Consider the following 17,419-nt stretch of genomic DNA (forward strand, 5'->3'; position numbering starts at 1 on the left):
TTTTTACTTATCACTAACTGATTTTTCACAGTTTTAACCGTTCATAAATTACCCTGACACAATCATCTGCATTAAAGTAGATGCCAGTTTCTTTGGTCTGATAAATAACGGTTATCGGTGGCGTCATGGCTTTTCAGGTAAAAATTCATCAAATTCGGGCTTTTGTTGAAGTGGCTCGTCAGGGCAGCATTCGCGGAGCGAGCCGCATGTTGAATATGTCGCAACCGGCACTGAGTAAATCTATTCAGGAGCTGGAAGAAGGGTTAGCGGCGCAACTCTTTTTTCGCCGCAGTAAAGGCGTGACGTTAACTGATGCCGGCGAAAGTTTTTATCAGCACGCCAGTCTTATTCTTGAAGAGCTGCGCGCAGCGCAAGAGGATATTCGCCAACGACAAGGGCAACTGGCAGGGCAAATTAATATCGGCATGGGGGCCAGTATTTCCCGCAGTCTGATGCCAGCTGTCATATCTCGTTTTCATCAGCAGCATCCGCAGGTAAAAGTACGCATTATGGAAGGGCAACTGGTGTCGATGATTAATGAATTGCGCCAGGGAGAACTGGATTTCACCATCAATACCTATTATCAGGGACCCTACGACCACGAATTTACTTTTGAGAAATTACTGGAAAAGCAATTCGCGATCTTTTGCCGCCCGGGACATCCCGCCATTGGTGCCCGTTCGATCAAACAGTTACTGGACTACAGCTGGACAATGCCGACGCCACACGGCAGCTACTACAAACAGTTGAGTGAATTGCTTGACGATCAGGCGCAAACGCCACAGGTCGGCGTAGTCTGCGAGACGTTTTCAGCCTGTATCAGTCTGGTGGCAAAAAGCGATTTTCTCAGCATACTACCTGAAGAAATGGGCTGCGATCCCTTGCACCGACAGGGGCTGGTGATGTTGCCGGTTAGCGAAATTTTACCGAAAGCGGCCTATTATTTGATTCAGCGGCGTGATAGTCGCCAGACACCACTGACCGCGTCATTAATCACGCAATTTCGGCGAGAATGCGGCTATCTGCAAAGTTAAAAGTGCATAAAAAATAGAGTCTGTCGACATCCGCCAGACTCTACAGTACACACAGCAGTGCATCCGCGTCTTAAATCCGGCATGGTCTCCTCTGCGCCGGTGACTGTGTTATAACGGTTTTAACCTTTAGTTGCCAATTTTCTTCAGTGACAGATTTCACGAAAATATAAGTTACATTATTAATATCGTGAATGAATAATCATGCATAAGCATTTTGCTTGAAATATCGGCAATATTTGGAACTTATTACTGGAATTTTGGGTAATACGTTGTTGGACCGACCCGGTCTGGTTATCATATCGCGCTCTTAATTGCGGGAGGATGTAACATGAACCTTGACGACAAATCGCTGTTTCTTGACGCCATGGAAGATGTCCAGCCGCTGAAACGTGCTACAGATGTCCACTGGCATCCAACGCGTAACCAACGTGCGCCGCAGCGTATCGACACGCTGCAACTTGATAATTTCCTCACCACCGGATTTCTCGACATCATCCCGCTAAGCCAGCCGCTGGAGTTTCGGCGGGAAGGGTTGCAACATGGGGTGCTGGATAAGCTGCGCAGTGGTAAATATCCGCAACAGGCGAGCCTGAATCTTTTGCGCCAGCCGGTGGAAGAGTGCCGCAAAATGGTGTTCAGTTTCATTCAACAAGCCCTGGCGGATGGTTTGCGTAATGTGCTGATTATTCATGGTAAAGGGCGGGAAGATAAATCGCATGCCAATATTGTCCGCAGCTATGTGGCGCGCTGGTTGACCGAATTTGATGATGTCCAGGCATATTGTACCGCGCTACCGCATCATGGCGGCAGCGGGGCGTGTTACGTCGCACTACGTAAAACGGCGCAGGCAAAGCAAGAAAACTGGGAGCGCCACGCTAAGCGCAGTCGTTGATCTCGAGACGCATCCGCGGCTTATGCCGCCAGCACGCGGTTGCGTCCATCATTTTTCGCCCGATACAAAGCATCATCAACGCGTTTAAACAGTTCATCGATGCTTTCATTTCCTTCGTGATGCGCCACACCAATGCTGACGGTAAAGCGTGGTAAGCCCGAAATACTCACTTTTGTCACGCTTACGCGGATAGTTTCAGCCAGCGAAAGCGCGGTATCCAGTGGGGTTCTTGGTAGCAATAAGACAAACTCTTCGCCTCCCCAACGAAACACCAAATCGCCTTTGCGAGCGCAACTTTCGAGAGTGCGGGCGAGGGCGCATAACACCTCATCACCTTTAGAATGCCCATAGAGATCGTTAATGTGTTTAAAACGATCGGTGTCGATGAGCAATAAGCTGTAATCCTGAGCGATGGCGAGGTGCTGCATTTGGCCTGGCTCGGTAATGTGATAAAACTGTCGCCGATTCAGTAATCCGGTCATCGCGTCATGGTGGGCAGCATGTTCCAGCTGCTCCTCCAGCCGTTTTTGCTCAGTAATATCATGCACAATACATAACATGAGCTTGTCGCCATAAATTTCAATCGGCCCAGCATAGGTCTGCACATGACGAGTCGAACCATCCGCCAGTTTATGAACAAAATTCAAAGGCTTATGACCACCGGGTAAATGCGAGATTTCATGCATGATAGGCATGACGCGACGCCCGAGCATATTAATTTCCCAGGTATGTTTCTGGCACATCGTTTCATGGTTATAACCATAGAAATTGAGCGCGGCGAGGTTAGCATCGACGATTTGGCCATCTCGTGAGGGGTCAATCAACAACATTGGTGCAGAGTTAGTCAGAAAAAAGCGCGCATAAAAACCTTGTTTTTTGCGCTGATAATTTGCCGAGCGACTAGCTTTTAAACCCAGCGTTGCCGGCGCTTCGATACCTTCGAAAATAATCACCGGTTCTGCTTCTGTCAGCTCTCGCAAAACAAGCCGACAGCTTAATGCTGTTTCCTCTTCTTTACGTTGAACGGTGAGGATTTCGATAATATCGTGTTGGTTTTGCAGATCGGAGAGGTATTTCGGCAGTTCTTTTTGTGAGGAGACGGAATAGGGACCGGTTCGTAGCTGACTAAACGTGAGGTCTTGCATCAACAGTCGCGCCGCGCTGTTGGCATAAATTAACTGTTCCTCAAAGGGCGAAACGATCCAGACAGGACTGGTGAGTAAGTCCAGGGTATTGAAGTTGTGCGTAATCATTGAGATCCCGTTATTTTTATCAATTTTTGTTGCTATCCGATCGCAAAAAAGCCACGTCATATGATCAGATAATTCTGATAATGATAGACGCTATTTAACACTTCACACGGTTTGTATATGGAAAAGCATTTTGCTTTTTGTATTCAATTTAGACAGAATTTTATTAATCATTTCAGGGTAATGGGGTGATGAGATGTTGCGTAACAGGGCCAGAAGGCTAGACTACAAAATAATGCGTTGATGATGGAGGCACTGTGGAAGCGATTAAGGGATCGGACGTTAATGTCCCGGATGCAGTATTTGCCTGGATGCTGGATGGTAGAGGCGGCGTTAAACCGCTGGAAAATACAGATGTGATTGATGAAGCGCATCCCTGCTGGCTCCACCTTAATTATGTACACCATGATAGCGCCCAATGGCTGGCGACAACACCGCTGCTTCCCAATAACGTACGTGATGCGCTGGCGGGCGAGAGCACACGGCCCCGAGTCAGCCGTCTCGGTGAAGGTACGCTGATTACATTGCGCTGTATAAACGGCAGCACCGATGAACGGCCCGATCAACTGGTCGCCATGCGTGTATATATGGACGGGCGGTTAATTGTTTCGACCCGACAACGCAAAGTGCTGGCGCTGGACGATGTGGTAAGCGATCTGGAAGAAGGCACTGGTCCGACCGATTGCGGGGGATGGCTGGTGGATGTGTGCGATGCGTTGACCGATCATTCCAGCGAATTTATCGAGCAGCTGCACGATAAAATTATCGACCTTGAAGATAATCTCCTTGATCAGCAAATTCCACCGCGTGGATTCCTGGCTCTGTTGCGCAAACAATTAATTGTGATGCGTCGCTATATGGCACCGCAACGTGATGTTTATGCTCGTCTTGCCAGTGAACGTTTGCCGTGGATGAGCGATGACCAACGCCGTCGTATGCAGGATATTGCCGATCGCCTTGGGCGCGGGCTTGACGAAATCGACGCCTGTATAGCACGGACTGGCGTGATGGCTGATGAAATCGCTCAGGTGATGCAGGAAAATTTAGCGCGTCGTACCTATACAATGTCGTTGATGGCAATGGTCTTTTTACCCAGTACGTTTCTGACAGGGTTATTTGGCGTCAACCTTGGTGGGATCCCAGGCGGCGGGTGGCAATTCGGATTTTCAATTTTTTGTATTCTGTTAGTTGTTCTTATTGGTGGTGTTGCTTTATGGTTGCATCGTAGTAAATGGTTGTAACAAAAGCAATTTTTCCGGCCGTCTGTATACAAAAACGCCGCAAAGTTTGAGCGAAGTCAATAAACTCTCTACCCATTCAGGGCAATATCTCTCTTGCAGGTGAATGCAACGTCAAGCGATGGGCGTTGCGCTCCATATTGTCTTACTTCCTTTTTTGAATTACTGCATAGCACAATTGATTCGTACGACGCCGACTTTGATGAGTCGGCTTTTTTTTGCCTGTTATATATCAGCGTCTACCCTTTAAGAGTCCACCCAATGACCGGAGGGAAATATGACGACACTCATTTATTTGCAAATTCCTGTCCCTGAACCGATTCCTGGCGATCCTGTTCCAGTGCCCGATCCAATCCCTCGCCCGCAACCCATGCCTGACCCACCACCCGATGAAGAACCGATTAAATTGTCGCATCGTGAGCGTAGATCTGCGAGGATACGCGCTTGCTAATTTTTGCGTCGATGACCACGAGAACAGATTGTGACCGCTTTTTCTACCCTGAATGTTTTGCCTCCCGCCCAACTCACGAACCTTAATGAGTTGGGTTATTTAACTATGACGCCGGTGCAGGCCGCCGCGCTTCCGGCGATCCTTGCCGGAAAAGATGTTCGCGTGCAGGCGAAAACCGGCAGCGGCAAAACGGCGGCTTTTGGCCTCGGGCTGCTACAGAAAATTGATGCGTCGCTATTTCAGACCCAGGCTTTAGTGCTGTGTCCTACGCGTGAACTGGCGGATCAGGTGGCAGGTGAATTGCGTCGGCTGGCGCGTTTTCTGCCAAATACCAAAATTTTGACTTTGTGCGGTGGTCAACCGTTCGGTATGCAGCGTGATTCGTTGCAACATGCGCCGCATATTATCGTGGCAACCCCAGGTCGTTTGCTGGACCATCTGCAAAAAGGCACGGTATCACTGGATGCGTTGAATATGCTGGTGATGGATGAAGCCGATCGCATGCTGGATATGGGATTTAGCGATGCCATTGATGATGTTATCCGTTTTGCGCCAGCATCTCGACAGACGCTTCTGTTTTCGGCAACCTGGCCGGAAGCCATCACCGCAATCAGCGGACGAGTTCAACGCGATCCATTGGCGATTGAAATTGACCCAACAGATGCTCTGCCTCCCATTGAACAACAATTTTATGAGACATCCAGCAAAGGCAAAATTCCGCTGTTGCAACGGTTATTAAGTTTGCATCAGCCATCCTCTTGCGTGGTGTTTTGCAATACCAAAAAAGATTGTCAGGCTGTCTGCGACGCGCTGAATGACATAGGGCAAAGTGCATTGTCGTTACATGGCGATCTGGAGCAACGTGACCGCGATCAGACCCTGGTACGTTTTGCTAACGGTAGCGCTCGTGTGCTGGTCGCGACGGATGTTGCTGCGCGTGGTCTTGATATTAAATCGCTTGAGCTGGTAGTGAACTTTGAACTGGCGTGGGACCCTGAAGTTCATGTACATCGCATCGGTCGTACAGCGCGTGCAGGAAATAGCGGTCTGGCGATCAGTTTCTGTGCCCCGGAAGAAGCACAGCGGGCCAATATCATTTCTGACATGTTGCAGATAAAACTTAACTGGCAAACGCCGCCAGTTAATAGTTCCATTGTGCCGCTGGAAGCAGAAATGGCAACGTTATGTATCGATGGCGGGAAAAAAGCCAAAATGCGCCCGGGTGATGTATTAGGTGCGCTGACAGGAGATATCGGGCTTGATGGCGCAGATATTGGCAAAATCGCCGTGCATCCGGCGCATGTCTATGTTGCGGTGCGTCAGGCTGTTGCTCATAAAGCATGGAAACAGTTACAGGGCGGGAAGATTAAAGGAAAAACGTGCCGGGTGCGGTTATTAAAATAATGAAATGTTGAATCGCAGGGTGCAAGAGTAAACATCTTCTTCGGGATTGCCGGATGCGACGCTGGCCGCGTCTTATCCGGCCTCCATAAGAGTAGCCCGATAAGCTTGCGCATCGGGCGCTATCCGGGTTATTTCACTTCAACCACATTCAGTCGTAACTCATCCAACTGATTTTCATCTTCTTCAGGCTGCCAACCCGCCGGTTGTAGAGGGATCTCTTCGCGATCAAACGCCAGATCACCCCCGTTAACCACTTCAGAACCGTGGGTAATGCCTTTGAAATCGAACAGGTTGGTATCGCACAGATGCGACGGCACCACATTCTGCATCGCGCTGAACATCGTCTCGATACGCCCCGGATAACGTTTATCCCAGTCACGCAACATGTCAGCAATCACCTGACGTTGCAGGTTAGGCTGTGAACCGCACAGGTTGCACGGAATAATCGGGAACGCTTTTGCATCGGCAAAGCGCTGAATATCTTTCTCGCGGCAGTAGGCCAGCGGACGAATCACAATATGTTTGCCATCATCGCTCATCAGTTTCGGAGGCATACCTTTCATCTTGCCGCCGTAGAACATATTTAAGAACAACGTTTGCAGGATATCGTCACGATGGTGACCCAGCGCGATCTTCGTCGCTCCCAGTTCTGTTGCGGTACGGTAAAGAATTCCGCGACGAAGACGAGAACACAGTGAGCAAGTGGTTTTGCCCTCCGGAATCTTCTCTTTCACGATACCGTAAGTGTTCTCTTCCACAATCTTGTATTCAACGCCCAGCTGTTCAAGATATTCAGGCAGAACGTGTTCCGGGAAGCCTGGTTGCTTTTGATCGAGGTTAACAGCCACCAGCGAAAAATTGATTGGCGCGCTTTGCTGCAAATTGCGCAGAATCTCCAGCATGGTATAGCTGTCTTTACCCCCGGAGAGGCAAACCATGATGCGATCGCCTTCTTCAATCATATTGAAGTCAGCAATGGCTTCGCCCACGTTACGACGCAGACGTTTTTGTAATTTGTTCAGATTGTATTGTTCTTTCTTTGTAATTTGTTGATTTTCTTGCATTATTTCAGTTCTCTGGTACTAAATGGGGCTTATTGAGGGCAAACATTGCAACTACGATAACCGCGCATTCAACATGGCTACCTGTTCGTCGTTCATGTCATCAATCCACATACCGTAAATTTCATACACCATCTGCGCAGTTTCATACCCCATCTGGCTGGCTATAAATGCCGGGTTCGCTCCTGCCGTCAACAGCCAGCAGGCAAAAGTATGTCGCGTATGGTACGGATTACGGCGGCGAATACCAGCACGTTTTACTGCTGCATTCCATCTCGCTCCCAAATAGTCGTAGTGAAATCTGATGGGAAAGCCTTGCTTAGCATGCTGGTGTTGCGCTACCCGTACAGGATGCGGTAACACAGGAAGAAATTAGAACAGAAACTGTGGCGGACATTGTGCATTCGTTGCCAGGCGGAGAAATAGAACGCTACAACAGGTGCAGAATATAATTTTTCGCAAGTGCCAGAATAGCGATATTATGCAGTGTTTTTTAGTTTTCTATCAGGGGATATTTTGTGAAACTTTTCGGTGAATAAAATAATTCTCTGTAATAAATGATGAGTATGGTCGGTAGTTATATTTGCGCATAGAAATATTACATTGGATATGAATGTATTTCAAATGAAAGAGCCATGACACCCGAATGGAGTTAGGGATTCATTACGTATCTAATCTAAAGAATAAGAAAAATACTTAATTCATTGTGGGTGGTGGTGATATTTTGATATGTGAAAATGGTTCTCTTAATAAGATGTAACTAGCTTATTACTTATCCATAGCACAAGAAATGGTCCTGTATTTGCGTTGCCATGAAATAAGATAGGCCTAAATGTAATAAAGAGTTGCATGACAAAATTACTAAAGTTCACAATAAAAAAGAATTAAGTTTTTTGTTCAAGTATTTTTTTAGTGTATTGTTTTGAAATGTTCTACGCTGCTCTAGCCTTCAGTCTGAAGAGGGCTTGAATCGTGATGTCAGTTCGATTGACATAATGTTATTAATAATGTTTACGTTTGAATGTGAAATATGCTTAACTATGCCTTGATTGTTAATCACAGGGACTGACTATGAGAAAAATACTGGTGTATTTATGTATTAGCATATGGATTGTTATATCATGCGTGCCTATCATATTAACTAGCGAGTATTTAACAGAGGCGAGTATAATGGCATTGATGTTTGGTCATGCCAATGCACTATGTATTGGGGTTTTTATTTCTATTATTTATATAGAATGCTGGAGGTAAATAGTGTGAACAGCATTAGTTTGATGATTTTATACTGAACTAAAGGGGGAAAGAGGTAACGAAAAAAGACCTCCACCAGGTACGAATCTGAGGCGGGCAGATGGAGGTCGATATATACCCGATTAAATGGATAAGTAAAAGCCCCATCAGGGGTTGATTTGTTCGAGTCTAATTTAAAGTAATTTCAACGATTTGGCAGAATTTCTTAGAGTTAATGATTTTCAAGTTTTCGATTACCAGGAAAAAGGCTGGGTGCTGATAAAATAGTCATCTGCATTCCTTAAATTGTGTAAGGGTGAAAGGATAAAGTTCAATTTAAAGGCGGTGCAATATTAGCACCATCTTATATATGTAATGATTGATTTGCCTCTTTATTCTACTGTTGAGATTATTGTTTCCGAAAATTGATTATTATAAGCGCGAAAAGAAATGCTACAGCAAATAAGAGGACGATTGTCGGCGCTGGGGCTCTGTCGAGAAAATATAATAACCATACGCCTTATATTGTTATTGATATCGTTACGGCGATAAGTAATGTCTTATGAAAGCGATGCGTGATGAGGACAGCAATAGACCCTGGAGCTATTAATAGTATATAGACAGAATAATTCCGACTGCTTTTAATGTGGCAAAAATGGTAGGCGATACCATGCAGAGTAAACCGTAATGTAATAATGATATCTGTAATCCGCTGACTTGTGCCTGTTGATAGTCAAGACAAAAATTCCTGAAAAAACGATACCTATAATGGTATCTTTCTTTATGATGCTATTATCTTTCAGATAGCCAGTTGCAATTGCACAAGACAGTCCTACAATAAATGCACCAATTCCCAGCGGCATACCTATAATCCAGGCTAGAACTATGCCAGGAAACATTGCGTGGTTCATTGCATCTCCTATTAGCGCCCAGTCTTTTAATACCAGAAAAACTGATAATAATGCACAGGGGAACGATATTATAATAGCGATTATCAATGCATAATTCATAAATTTAAATTGTAATGATTAGAGGGGAAAATGTCAGCACATTTGCGAAATGAATCAAAAAGCCCGCAGCAATGTGCGGGCGTTAGTGTCAGCGCACAACCAGCACGGAGCACTCTGCGTGACGCACTACAGCTGCGGCGTTAGAACCGAGCAGATAAGTGGTGATATCCGGTCGATGGGAAGCAATGATGATCATATGAGCGGGGATCTTCTTCGCCAATTCCAGAATGCGGTCTTTGGGCGAGCCTTCCTCAACATGGACATGCACTCTGTCGGTTGGCAGTTTAAATTTTTTAATGATCTCTTCCAGTTGCGATTTGGCTTCCGCTTTCAGGTCATCCATTGCCGGTAATTCTGCGGAATACGCTAAACCCAGAGAGGCATAGTAGGGCAATGAAGGTATTACCGTCAGGAAATGAACCTCTGCATCATCAATCTTTGCCTCTGCCTCAACGTGGCTAATCACGCGTTGAGTTAATTCTGAATCGGAAATATCGATAGGGACAAGAATCGTTCTGTTCATAAAACCTCCTGTTTTAGTATCCGCATAAAGTGTAACGCCAGATGACACTTTTTGTGTAATGACGGAGTTCACATTTTTAATTTAGATCAAAGGAGGAAGAATAAGCAGAAAAAGCCCGCCATAACAGCGGGCAGGAGGATTTAGAACTGATAAACCAGACCTAAAGCGACAATATCATCGGTAGAGATGCCGTTGGCAGCGTAGAAGCTGTCATCTTCATCCAACAGATTGATTTTATAGTCAACGTAGGTGGACATATTTTTGTTGAAATAGTAAGTCGCGCCAACATCGGCGTATTTAACCAGATCTTTATCATCAACACCTGCCGGGTTGTCTGCACCACCGGCAGCGTGCAGGTCACGGCCTTTAGACATCAGGAAAGAGACTGCCGGACGCAGACCAAAATCAAACTGGTACTGTGCAGTGACTTCAAAGTTCTGGGTTTTGTTTGCAACAGCATAATCGCTGTCGCCAAACGGGGTCATATTACGCGTTTCTGAATACATGGTTGCCAGGTAAATATTGTTAGCATCGTATTTTAGCCCAGCAGTCCACGCGTCTGCTTTATCACCACCCGCCGCAGTATGGTTAACCTGGTCATTGGTGCGGTCAGAAGAGGTGTATGCCGCACCAGCGCTAAAGCCCATGCCTAAATCATATGTTGTGGAAAGACCCCAGCCGTCACCGTTTTCATGGCGAACATCACGTCCGTTGTTGGTGCCTTCCTGACCATTACTGGCTCCTTCGTTGTTACCTTGATACTGCACCGCGAAGTTCAGACCATTTACCAGACCGAAGAAATCAGTGTTACGATAAGTCGCGACGCCATTGGCACGACCAGTCATAAAGTTGTCTGCATTGGTATAAGAGTCACCGCCAAATTCAGGCAGCATATCGGTCCAGCCTTCGATGTCGTACATTACGCCATAATTACGTCCGTAATCGAAAGAACCGTAATCTGCAAATTTCAGTCCGGCAAATGCCAGACGGGTCCATGACTGGTTTTTTGAAGATTCAGTGTTGTTTGCCTGAATATTGTATTCCCATTGACCGTAGCCAGTAAGTTGATCGTTAATTTGGGTTTCGCCTTTAAAACCCAGACGCGCATAGCTCTGGTCGCCATCTTTCGCTGAATTATCAGAAAAATAATGCAGGCCATCAACTTTGCCATACAGATCTAATTTGTTGCCGTCTTTATTATAAACTTCGGCTGCATGTGCAGCACCTGCGGCGAGCAGGGCAGGAATTAAAAGTGCCAGTACTTTGCTTTTCATTGAATAAATCCTTTAGTTATTTTATTTGCCTTTTATCCCCATTTCGGGGAATGAAAACATCCTAAAGGAGAAGTTCAGTTAGCCGATAAATATCATTTGTTACGCCTTAAGTAAAACCTTAATCAAATAATTCCTCTGAAATGATAATAAGTCTGGTGAATGTATCGAAGATAATACATACAAAATAAAAATTATACTTTTAATTTGCTATACGTTATTCTGCGCGAGTTATATGCCTTTATTGTCACAGATTTTATTTTCTGTTGGGCCATTGCATTGCCACTGATTTTCCAACATATAAAAAGACAAGCCCGAACAGTCGTCCGGGCTTTTTTTTAGAATTGGATGATCCTTATCAAGAGCATTTACTCGGTGTTGCTTTTTTCCGCTTTTCCGGCCATTTGTGCCAGGAAGTCATAGCGTTTTTGCAAATCAGCTGCGGCATCTTTCCATAACTGTTCTGCCACTTCTGGCTGCTGCGAATTCAGACGACGGAAACGCTGCTCGTGAAGTAACGTTTCTTCCAGTGCTTCTGACGGCGGGCGTGAATCCAGCGCCAGCGGCAGTTTGCCTTCATCGGCTCGACGTGGATCGAAGCGATATAGCGGCCAGAAGCCGGTGGCAGTGAGTTGGCGCATCTGGTCGTGACTGAGTGCCAGATCGTAACCATGCTCTTCACACGGGCTGTAAGCGATGATCAGCGATGGCCCCGGATACGCTTCCGCTTCCTGAATCGCTTTCACTGTCTGGTTGAGCTGTGCGCCAAGAGAAATCTGCGCCACATAAACATGACCGTACATCATCATACTGACGCCAAGATCTTTACGCGCTTTACGTTTGCCGTGCTCGCCAAATTTAGTTACTGCACCCAGCGGTGTCGCTTTCGACGCCTGACCACCGGTGTTGGAATAGCATTGCGTATCCAGCACCAGAATGTTGACGTTTTCCGTCAAACTCAATACATGATCCAGACCGCCAAAGCCGATATCGTAAGCCCAGCCATCGCCACCAATCAGCCAGATTGATTTTTCCACCAGTGCATCTGCGTCACGCAGCAGTTCATGTGCTTCGGCAACATCGTTGAGTTGCTGGCGTAAAGCTGCGACCTGTTCACGACGAACCTCTGGCGTGGCGTCTGATTTCAATGCAGTTAGTAATTCCGCCGGAATTTTATCGGCAAATTGCTCTAGCAGACGCAGCACGCGGACACGGTGTTGATCGACCGTCAGGCGGAAACCAAGGCCAAATTCGGCGTTATCTTCAAACAGCGAGTTCGCCCATGCCGGTCCACGACCGTTGGCATCGGTGGTATATGGTGTGGAGGGCAGGTTACCACCATAAATTGAAGAACAACCCGTAGCGTTAGCGATCAGCATCCGATCGCCATAGAGCTGAGTCAGCAATTTAATATACGGCGTCTCGCCACAACCAGAGCAAGCACCTGAATATTCAAACAGCGGTGTAATCAGTTGCGATGTACGAATATCAATACGTTCCAGTTTGCTGCGATCGATTTCTGGTAAATTCAGGAAGAAGTCGTAATTGATTTTCTCTTCCTCGACATGTTCCAGGCGCGACATCATATTGATGGCTTTAATCTCTGGATCCTGACGGTCTTTCGCCGGGCAAACTTCGACGCACAGGTTACAACCGGTGCAATCTTCCGGTGCCACCTGCAAGACATATTTCTGCCCGCGCATATCACGCGATTTCACATCCAGCGAATGCAGGCTGGCAGGGGCATTTTCCATTGCTTCAGGCGGCACTACTTTGGCGCGAATAGCTGAGTGTGGGCAAGCGGCGACGCAGTGGTTACATTGAGTACAGAGTTCCTCTTTCCAGATGGGGATCTCTTCGGCAATATTGCGTTTTTCCCAGCGTGTGGTACCCATCGGCCAGGTGCCGTCTGGCGGCAGCGCCGAAACGGGGAGAGCATCGCCAAGTCCGGCGAGCATCGCAGCGGTAACGGTTTTCACGAAATCAGGAGCAGCATCGGAAACCACAGGCGGTCGATTGGCGCTGTGCGGATTAACCGGCTGCAGCGGAACTTCTTCTACGGATTCACGCGCCAGTGCCAGAGCCTGCCAGTTGCGTTCCACCAGATCCTGGCCTTTGCTGCTGTAGCTTTTGGCAATCGCGCCCTGCAATTCGGCCAGGGCGCTGTCGCCAGGCAGAATTTGCGTCAGATGGAAAAAAGCCATCTGCATGACGGTATTAATTCGGGCCGCCAGGCCACATTCACGGGCGATTTTCGCCGCGTTAATCACATAGAAGCGCGCTTTTTTCTGGTTTAACACGGCCTGAACTTCCTGCGGCAAGCGCGACCATACTTCATCTGCGCTGTACGGCGTGTTGAGCAGGAAAATGCCGCCAGGTTTCAAACGTTCAGCCATCTGATATTTGTCGATAAACTGCAACTGGTGACAGCCAACAAAATCAGCCTGGGAAATGAGATAAGCGGAACGAATCGGCTGCTCGCTCACGCGAAGGTGAGAAACCGTCAGGCCGCCTGCCTTTTTGGAGTCGTAAACAAAATAGCCCTGTGCGTACCACGGCGTGGAATTACCGATAATTTTGATATTGTTTTTGGTCGCCGAAACGCTGCCATCACTACCAAGACCATAAAATAAGGCTTCCAGTTTCGCCGAGTTTGGCAGGGTGTTTTCCGGCAACGGCAGTGACAGATTGGTCACATCATCGTAAATACCAACCGTAAAGCGCGCTTTCGGTTTAGCCGCAGTGAGTTCGGCAAATACTGCCAGAACACAGTCCGGGCCAAATTCTTTTGATGAAAGACCATAGCGCCCGCCGATGACACGGGGCAGGGTTTCGCGCTCGCCATTATTAAAGGCTTCAGCCAGTGTGGTCATTACATCCAGGTACAGGGGTTCCGCTTGCGCACCTGGCTCTTTGGTGCGATCCAGCACCGCCACTGTCCGAACAGAGTCCGGCAATGCTTGCAGTAAGTGTTTGGCAGAGAATGGGCGGTACAGGCGAACTTTTAGCACGCCCACTTTTTCGCCTCGGGTCAGCAATTCGTCAACCACTTCTTCACAGGTGCCGATGGCAGAGCCCATCAGGATAATCACCCGTTCCGCTTGTGGATGCCCGTAATACTCAAACGGCTGATACTGGCGACCTGTCGCGGCAGCGAAATCATTCATTGCCTGTTCAACATGGTCATAGACTGCGTTGTACCATGGGTTGGTGGCTTCGCGAGACTGGAAATAAGTGTCAGGATTGGCGGACGTACCGCGGATCACCGGATGTTCCGGGTTGAGTGCACGGGCGCGATGAGCATCAATTTCTGCCTGCGGCATCAGTTCAAGAATAGTGTCATCGGCCAGCGGGACAATTTTATTGATCTCGTGGGACGTGCGGAAACCATCAAAGAAATGAATAAATGGCACGCGACTTTTCAGCGTCGCAATGTGCGAAATGAGAGCAAAGTCTTGCGCCTCCTGGACGTTTGCTGCACACAACATCGCGCAACCCGTCTGGCGCACTGCCATGACGTCGGAATGATCGCCAAAAATAGAGAGTGCATGTGTGGCAACGGTACGAGCCGCAACATGCAGGACAAACGGCGTCAGTTCGCCTGCCAGTTTGTACAGCGTTGGGATCATCAGCAGCAAACCCTGCGATGACGTAAACGATGTTGAGAGGGCGCCAGTTTGCAAAGCACCATGCACGGTAGCGATAGCACCCGCTTCCGACTGCATTTCAACCACGCGTGGTGTGTCTCCCCAAACGTTTTTCAAGCCGTTTCCGGCCCATGCATCAGCCTGTTCTGCCATCGTGGAACTGGGGGTAATAGGGTAGATGGCGATAACTTCACTGGTGCGAAACGCCACCGAAGCAACCGCGCCATTACCGTCAATAGTAATCATATGACACCCTTACATTGCGCAAATGAGGGGCGCACGAAATTGCTGCGCGCCCAGTAGTTATCTTTCAATTTTAGCAAATGGCTTTCTTCTGCATTTTCGCTTTTGTGTCCCCCACATCAGCGTAATGAATGTTTTGATCAAACAGAGGGCAAAAAATAGCCATAAAAAAGTAAAAATGCGGGGCAACGCGCAGGACAGCTCTCGACGCCGCCCTCTGTGCTGCCTATTATTTATGGCGGTGTCGTTTGGCTTGAAGATCAGAGGAAGAAAAGATGCGAGCAGCGTTTTGGGTAGGGTGTGCCGCTTTATTATTGTCGGCGTGTAGTAGTGAACCTGTTCAGCAGGCGACTGCGGCGCACGTAGCGCCAGGTTTAAAAGCGTCGATGTCCAGTAGTGGAGAAGCAAATTGTGCAATGATCGGCGGTTCGCTTTCTGTTGCCCGTCAACTGGATGGTACGGCGATTGGGATGTGTGCATTACCCAACGGCAAACGCTGTAGCGAACAGTCACTTGCCGCCGGGAGCTGTGGCAGCTATTAATTCATTAAATCCGCCAGCTTATAAGTTAATGTCTGTTTCGCGGTCGCCAGCGTTAACTGGTTCGCGGTCAGATCCACTTGTGCACCTTCTTTCAGCATTTCGCTAATGGTGTTATCGAGTTCATTAAGCTGCGGGTTAGCGCACATCATACGGGTCATTGCCAGCCCTTTGGCTGTCAGTTCACCATTTGACAGTTTGCCTTCACCGCTAAAGCGGTTACACATGCTGCCGGAAATCATCATCTTTTCACCAAAGCTGATTTCTGGCGGGTTTTTATCGCTGGTCACGGGCTTACCGTTTACGCTTTCCAGCACAAAGCGATGATGCTGTAGCTGTTCTGGGGTTACAGCAATTTTGTCATTACTTACACATCCCGCCATCAGCAGGCTTAGCGCAACAAGCGCGGCTACTTTCTTCATTGTGGTTCTCAATTACGGTTTCTGACTGAGGAATATTTTAAGAATAGAGGATGAAAGGTCTTTGGGGATTATCTGAATAAGCTCCCCTGGCGTACAGGGGAGCGGCAAGATTAAACCAGTTCGTTCGGGCAGGTTTCGCCTTTTTCCAGATTGCTTAAGTTTTGCAGGGTAGTTTGGGAAATACTGGTCAGAGCTTCTGCTGTCAGGAATGCCTGGTGCCCGGTAAACAGCACGTTGTGGCAGGCAGACAGACGACGGAATACGTCATCCTGGATTACGTCGTTGGATTTATCTTCAAAGAACAGATCGCGTTCGTTTTCATACACGTCCATACCCAACGAACCAATTTTCTGATTTTTCAGCGCTTCAATTGCCGCCTGAGAATCAATCAATGCACCGCGACTGGTATTGACGATCATCACGCCTTTTTTCATCTGATCGAAGGCGGCTTCGTTCAACAGATGGTAGTTTTCCGGTGTCAGCGGGCAGTGCAGAGAGATAACGTCTGATTCAGAGAACAGGGTTGGCAGATCGACATACTCCACACCGAGTTCCAGCGCTGCCGCACTTGGATACGGATCGAACGCCAGCAGACGCATACCAAAACCTTTGAGAATGCGCAGCATCGCCACACCGATTTTACCAGTACCGATAACGCCTGCCGTTTTGCCATACATGGTAAAGCCGGTCAGACCTTCCAGAGAGAAGTTGGCGTCACGCGTACGCTGATATGCGCGATGGATACGGCGGTTCAGCGTCATCATCATACCGATGGCGTGTTCAGCAACAGCTTCTGGATCATAGGCTGGAACACGGACTACTTTCAGCCCCAGTTCTTTTGCTGCGTCAAGGTCGACGTTATTGAAACCGGCACAGCGCAGGGCGATATATTTAACGCCGTGCTTTTTCAGTTCTTCCAGCACCGGGCGGCTGCCGTCATCGTTTACGAAAATACATACCGCTTCGCAGCCATTGGCCGTTTTAGCGGTTTTTTCCGTCAGCAGAAAGTCAAAAAATTCCAGCTCAAAGCCAAAGGACTCGTTCACCTGTTGCAGGTACTTCTTGTCGTACTGTTTTGTGCTATAAACGGCGAGTTTCATAAGACTTTCTCCAGTGATGTTGAATCACATTTAAGCTACTAAAAATATTTTACAAAATTTCAAATATAATTGAAAGCTATGGCGATATTGAAAAATTCATCAAC

General features: G+C 47.7%; 14 protein-coding genes and 3 pseudogenes. 8 read left to right on the forward strand and 9 right to left on the reverse strand.

What is annotated here, in order from left to right:
• The first annotated feature begins 125 nt into the window (after nt 1-125).
• Nucleotides 126-1,034: a LysR family transcriptional regulator gene (locus tag BEB54_RS07160; protein WP_105277409.1), complete on the forward strand. Its 909-nt coding sequence runs from the start codon at nt 126-128 to the stop codon at nt 1,032-1,034.
• Between the two features lie 328 nt (nt 1,035-1,362).
• Nucleotides 1,363-1,926, forward strand: coding sequence for a DNA endonuclease SmrA (gene smrA, locus BEB54_RS07170; protein ID WP_001046832.1), 564 nt, complete (start codon nt 1,363-1,365; stop codon nt 1,924-1,926).
• 20 nt (nt 1,927-1,946) lie between these two features.
• Here smrA and dgcM read toward each other — a convergent pair whose 3' ends face one another.
• Nucleotides 1,947-3,179, reverse strand: coding sequence for a diguanylate cyclase DgcM (dgcM, locus tag BEB54_RS07175; protein WP_001355263.1), 1,233 nt, complete (start codon nt 3,177-3,179; stop codon nt 1,947-1,949).
• A 193-nt stretch (nt 3,180-3,372) separates the two neighbouring features.
• Between dgcM and ydaN the strand changes: the two genes are divergently transcribed.
• The 4 genes from ydaN (at nt 3,373) to dbpA (ending at nt 6,269) form a co-directional block, all read left to right on the forward strand.
• Nucleotides 3,373-3,420, forward strand: a complete 48-nt coding sequence (ydaN, locus tag BEB54_RS29235) for a protein YnaN (RefSeq protein ID WP_211180494.1) — start codon at nt 3,373-3,375, stop codon at nt 3,418-3,420.
• Between the two features lie 13 nt (nt 3,421-3,433).
• Nucleotides 3,434-4,417: a zinc transporter ZntB gene (zntB, locus tag BEB54_RS07180; RefSeq protein ID WP_000387388.1), complete on the forward strand. Its 984-nt coding sequence runs from the start codon at nt 3,434-3,436 to the stop codon at nt 4,415-4,417.
• A 274-nt stretch (nt 4,418-4,691) separates the two neighbouring features.
• Nucleotides 4,692-4,865 carry a proline-rich small protein YnaL gene (ynaL, locus tag BEB54_RS29680; protein WP_001296046.1) on the forward strand — a complete coding sequence of 58 codons (174 nt, stop codon included), beginning with the start codon at nt 4,692-4,694 and terminating at the stop codon, nt 4,863-4,865.
• A 30-nt stretch (nt 4,866-4,895) separates the two neighbouring features.
• Complete coding sequence (gene dbpA / locus BEB54_RS07190; protein WP_105277410.1) at nt 4,896-6,269, forward strand: ATP-dependent RNA helicase DbpA; 1,374 nt, start codon at nt 4,896-4,898, stop codon at nt 6,267-6,269.
• A 128-nt stretch (nt 6,270-6,397) separates the two neighbouring features.
• Here the strand turns inward: dbpA and ttcA are convergent, their stop codons facing one another.
• Both ttcA and BEB54_RS07200 read right to left on the reverse strand, forming a co-directional pair.
• The gene (gene ttcA / locus BEB54_RS07195) at nt 6,398-7,333 is read right to left on the reverse strand and encodes a tRNA 2-thiocytidine(32) synthetase TtcA (RefSeq protein ID WP_105277411.1); all 936 of its coding nucleotides are present in this window, start codon (nt 7,331-7,333) and stop codon (nt 6,398-6,400) included.
• A gap of 51 nt (nt 7,334-7,384) precedes the next feature.
• Nucleotides 7,385-7,615 (reverse strand): annotated as a pseudogene (locus BEB54_RS07200) (tyrosine-type recombinase/integrase); the annotation flags it as partial.
• Between the two features lie 12 nt (nt 7,616-7,627).
• Here BEB54_RS07200 and BEB54_RS28565 point away from each other — a divergent pair.
• A pseudogene (locus BEB54_RS28565) lies at nt 7,628-7,743 on the forward strand (DUF1627 domain-containing protein); the annotation flags it as partial.
• A 1,226-nt stretch (nt 7,744-8,969) separates the two neighbouring features.
• Here BEB54_RS28565 and BEB54_RS28570 read toward each other — a convergent pair.
• From BEB54_RS28570 to nifJ, 4 genes and pseudogenes are all read right to left on the reverse strand, one after another.
• Nucleotides 8,970-9,570: pseudogene (locus tag BEB54_RS28570) on the reverse strand (metal ABC transporter permease).
• Between the two features lie 88 nt (nt 9,571-9,658).
• Nucleotides 9,659-10,093: a universal stress protein UspF gene (gene uspF, locus BEB54_RS07220; protein ID WP_001295593.1), complete on the reverse strand. Its 435-nt coding sequence runs from the start codon at nt 10,091-10,093 to the stop codon at nt 9,659-9,661.
• 140 nt (nt 10,094-10,233) lie between these two features.
• Nucleotides 10,234-11,367: a porin OmpN gene (gene ompN / locus BEB54_RS07225; protein ID WP_000837924.1), complete on the reverse strand. Its 1,134-nt coding sequence runs from the start codon at nt 11,365-11,367 to the stop codon at nt 10,234-10,236.
• Nucleotides 11,368-11,732: 365 nt separating this feature from the next.
• The gene (nifJ, locus tag BEB54_RS07230; RefSeq protein ID WP_105277701.1) at nt 11,733-15,257 is read right to left on the reverse strand and encodes a pyruvate:ferredoxin (flavodoxin) oxidoreductase; all 3,525 of its coding nucleotides are present in this window, start codon (nt 15,255-15,257) and stop codon (nt 11,733-11,735) included.
• A 272-nt stretch (nt 15,258-15,529) separates the two neighbouring features.
• Between nifJ and BEB54_RS07235 the strand changes: the two genes are divergently transcribed.
• Nucleotides 15,530-15,796, forward strand: coding sequence for a putative hemolysin (locus BEB54_RS07235; protein WP_001295715.1), 267 nt, complete (start codon nt 15,530-15,532; stop codon nt 15,794-15,796).
• On the opposite strand, the gene hslJ is transcribed toward BEB54_RS07235, so the two are convergent.
• A complete protein-coding gene (hslJ, locus tag BEB54_RS07240; RefSeq protein ID WP_001309480.1) occupies nt 15,793-16,215 on the reverse strand; it encodes a heat shock protein HslJ in 423 nt (140 codons plus the stop codon). The genes BEB54_RS07235 and hslJ overlap by 4 nt on opposite strands.
• Nucleotides 16,216-16,325: 110 nt before the next feature.
• The gene (gene ldhA / locus BEB54_RS07245) at nt 16,326-17,315 is read right to left on the reverse strand and encodes a D-lactate dehydrogenase (protein ID WP_032184120.1); all 990 of its coding nucleotides are present in this window, start codon (nt 17,313-17,315) and stop codon (nt 16,326-16,328) included.
• Between the last annotated feature and the right edge of the window lie 104 nt (nt 17,316-17,419).

Origin of the sequence: Escherichia sp. MOD1-EC6021, assembly GCF_002965245.1 — a bacterium.
GTDB lineage: Bacteria > Pseudomonadota > Gammaproteobacteria > Enterobacterales > Enterobacteriaceae > Escherichia > Escherichia coli_F.

Coding starts and splice junctions, on each gene's coding strand:
- BEB54_RS07160 (WP_105277409.1), top strand. CDS start 126: ATGGCTTTTCAGGTAAAAATTCATCAAATTCGGGCTTTTGTTGAAGTG.
- smrA (WP_001046832.1), top strand. CDS start 1,363: ATGAACCTTGACGACAAATCGCTGTTTCTTGACGCCATGGAAGATGTC.
- dgcM (WP_001355263.1), bottom strand. CDS start 3,179: ATGATTACGCACAACTTCAATACCCTGGACTTACTCACCAGTCCTGTC.
- ynaL (WP_001296046.1), top strand. CDS start 4,692: ATGACGACACTCATTTATTTGCAAATTCCTGTCCCTGAACCGATTCCT.
- ttcA (WP_105277411.1), bottom strand. CDS start 7,333: ATGCAAGAAAATCAACAAATTACAAAGAAAGAACAATACAATCTGAAC.
- uspF (WP_001295593.1), bottom strand. CDS start 10,093: ATGAACAGAACGATTCTTGTCCCTATCGATATTTCCGATTCAGAATTA.
- ompN (WP_000837924.1), bottom strand. CDS start 11,367: ATGAAAAGCAAAGTACTGGCACTTTTAATTCCTGCCCTGCTCGCCGCA.
- nifJ (WP_105277701.1), bottom strand. CDS start 15,257: ATGATTACTATTGACGGTAATGGCGCGGTTGCTTCGGTGGCGTTTCGC.
- BEB54_RS07235 (WP_001295715.1), top strand. CDS start 15,530: ATGCGAGCAGCGTTTTGGGTAGGGTGTGCCGCTTTATTATTGTCGGCG.
- hslJ (WP_001309480.1), bottom strand. CDS start 16,215: ATGAAGAAAGTAGCCGCGCTTGTTGCGCTAAGCCTGCTGATGGCGGGA.
- ldhA (WP_032184120.1), bottom strand. CDS start 17,315: ATGAAACTCGCCGTTTATAGCACAAAACAGTACGACAAGAAGTACCTG.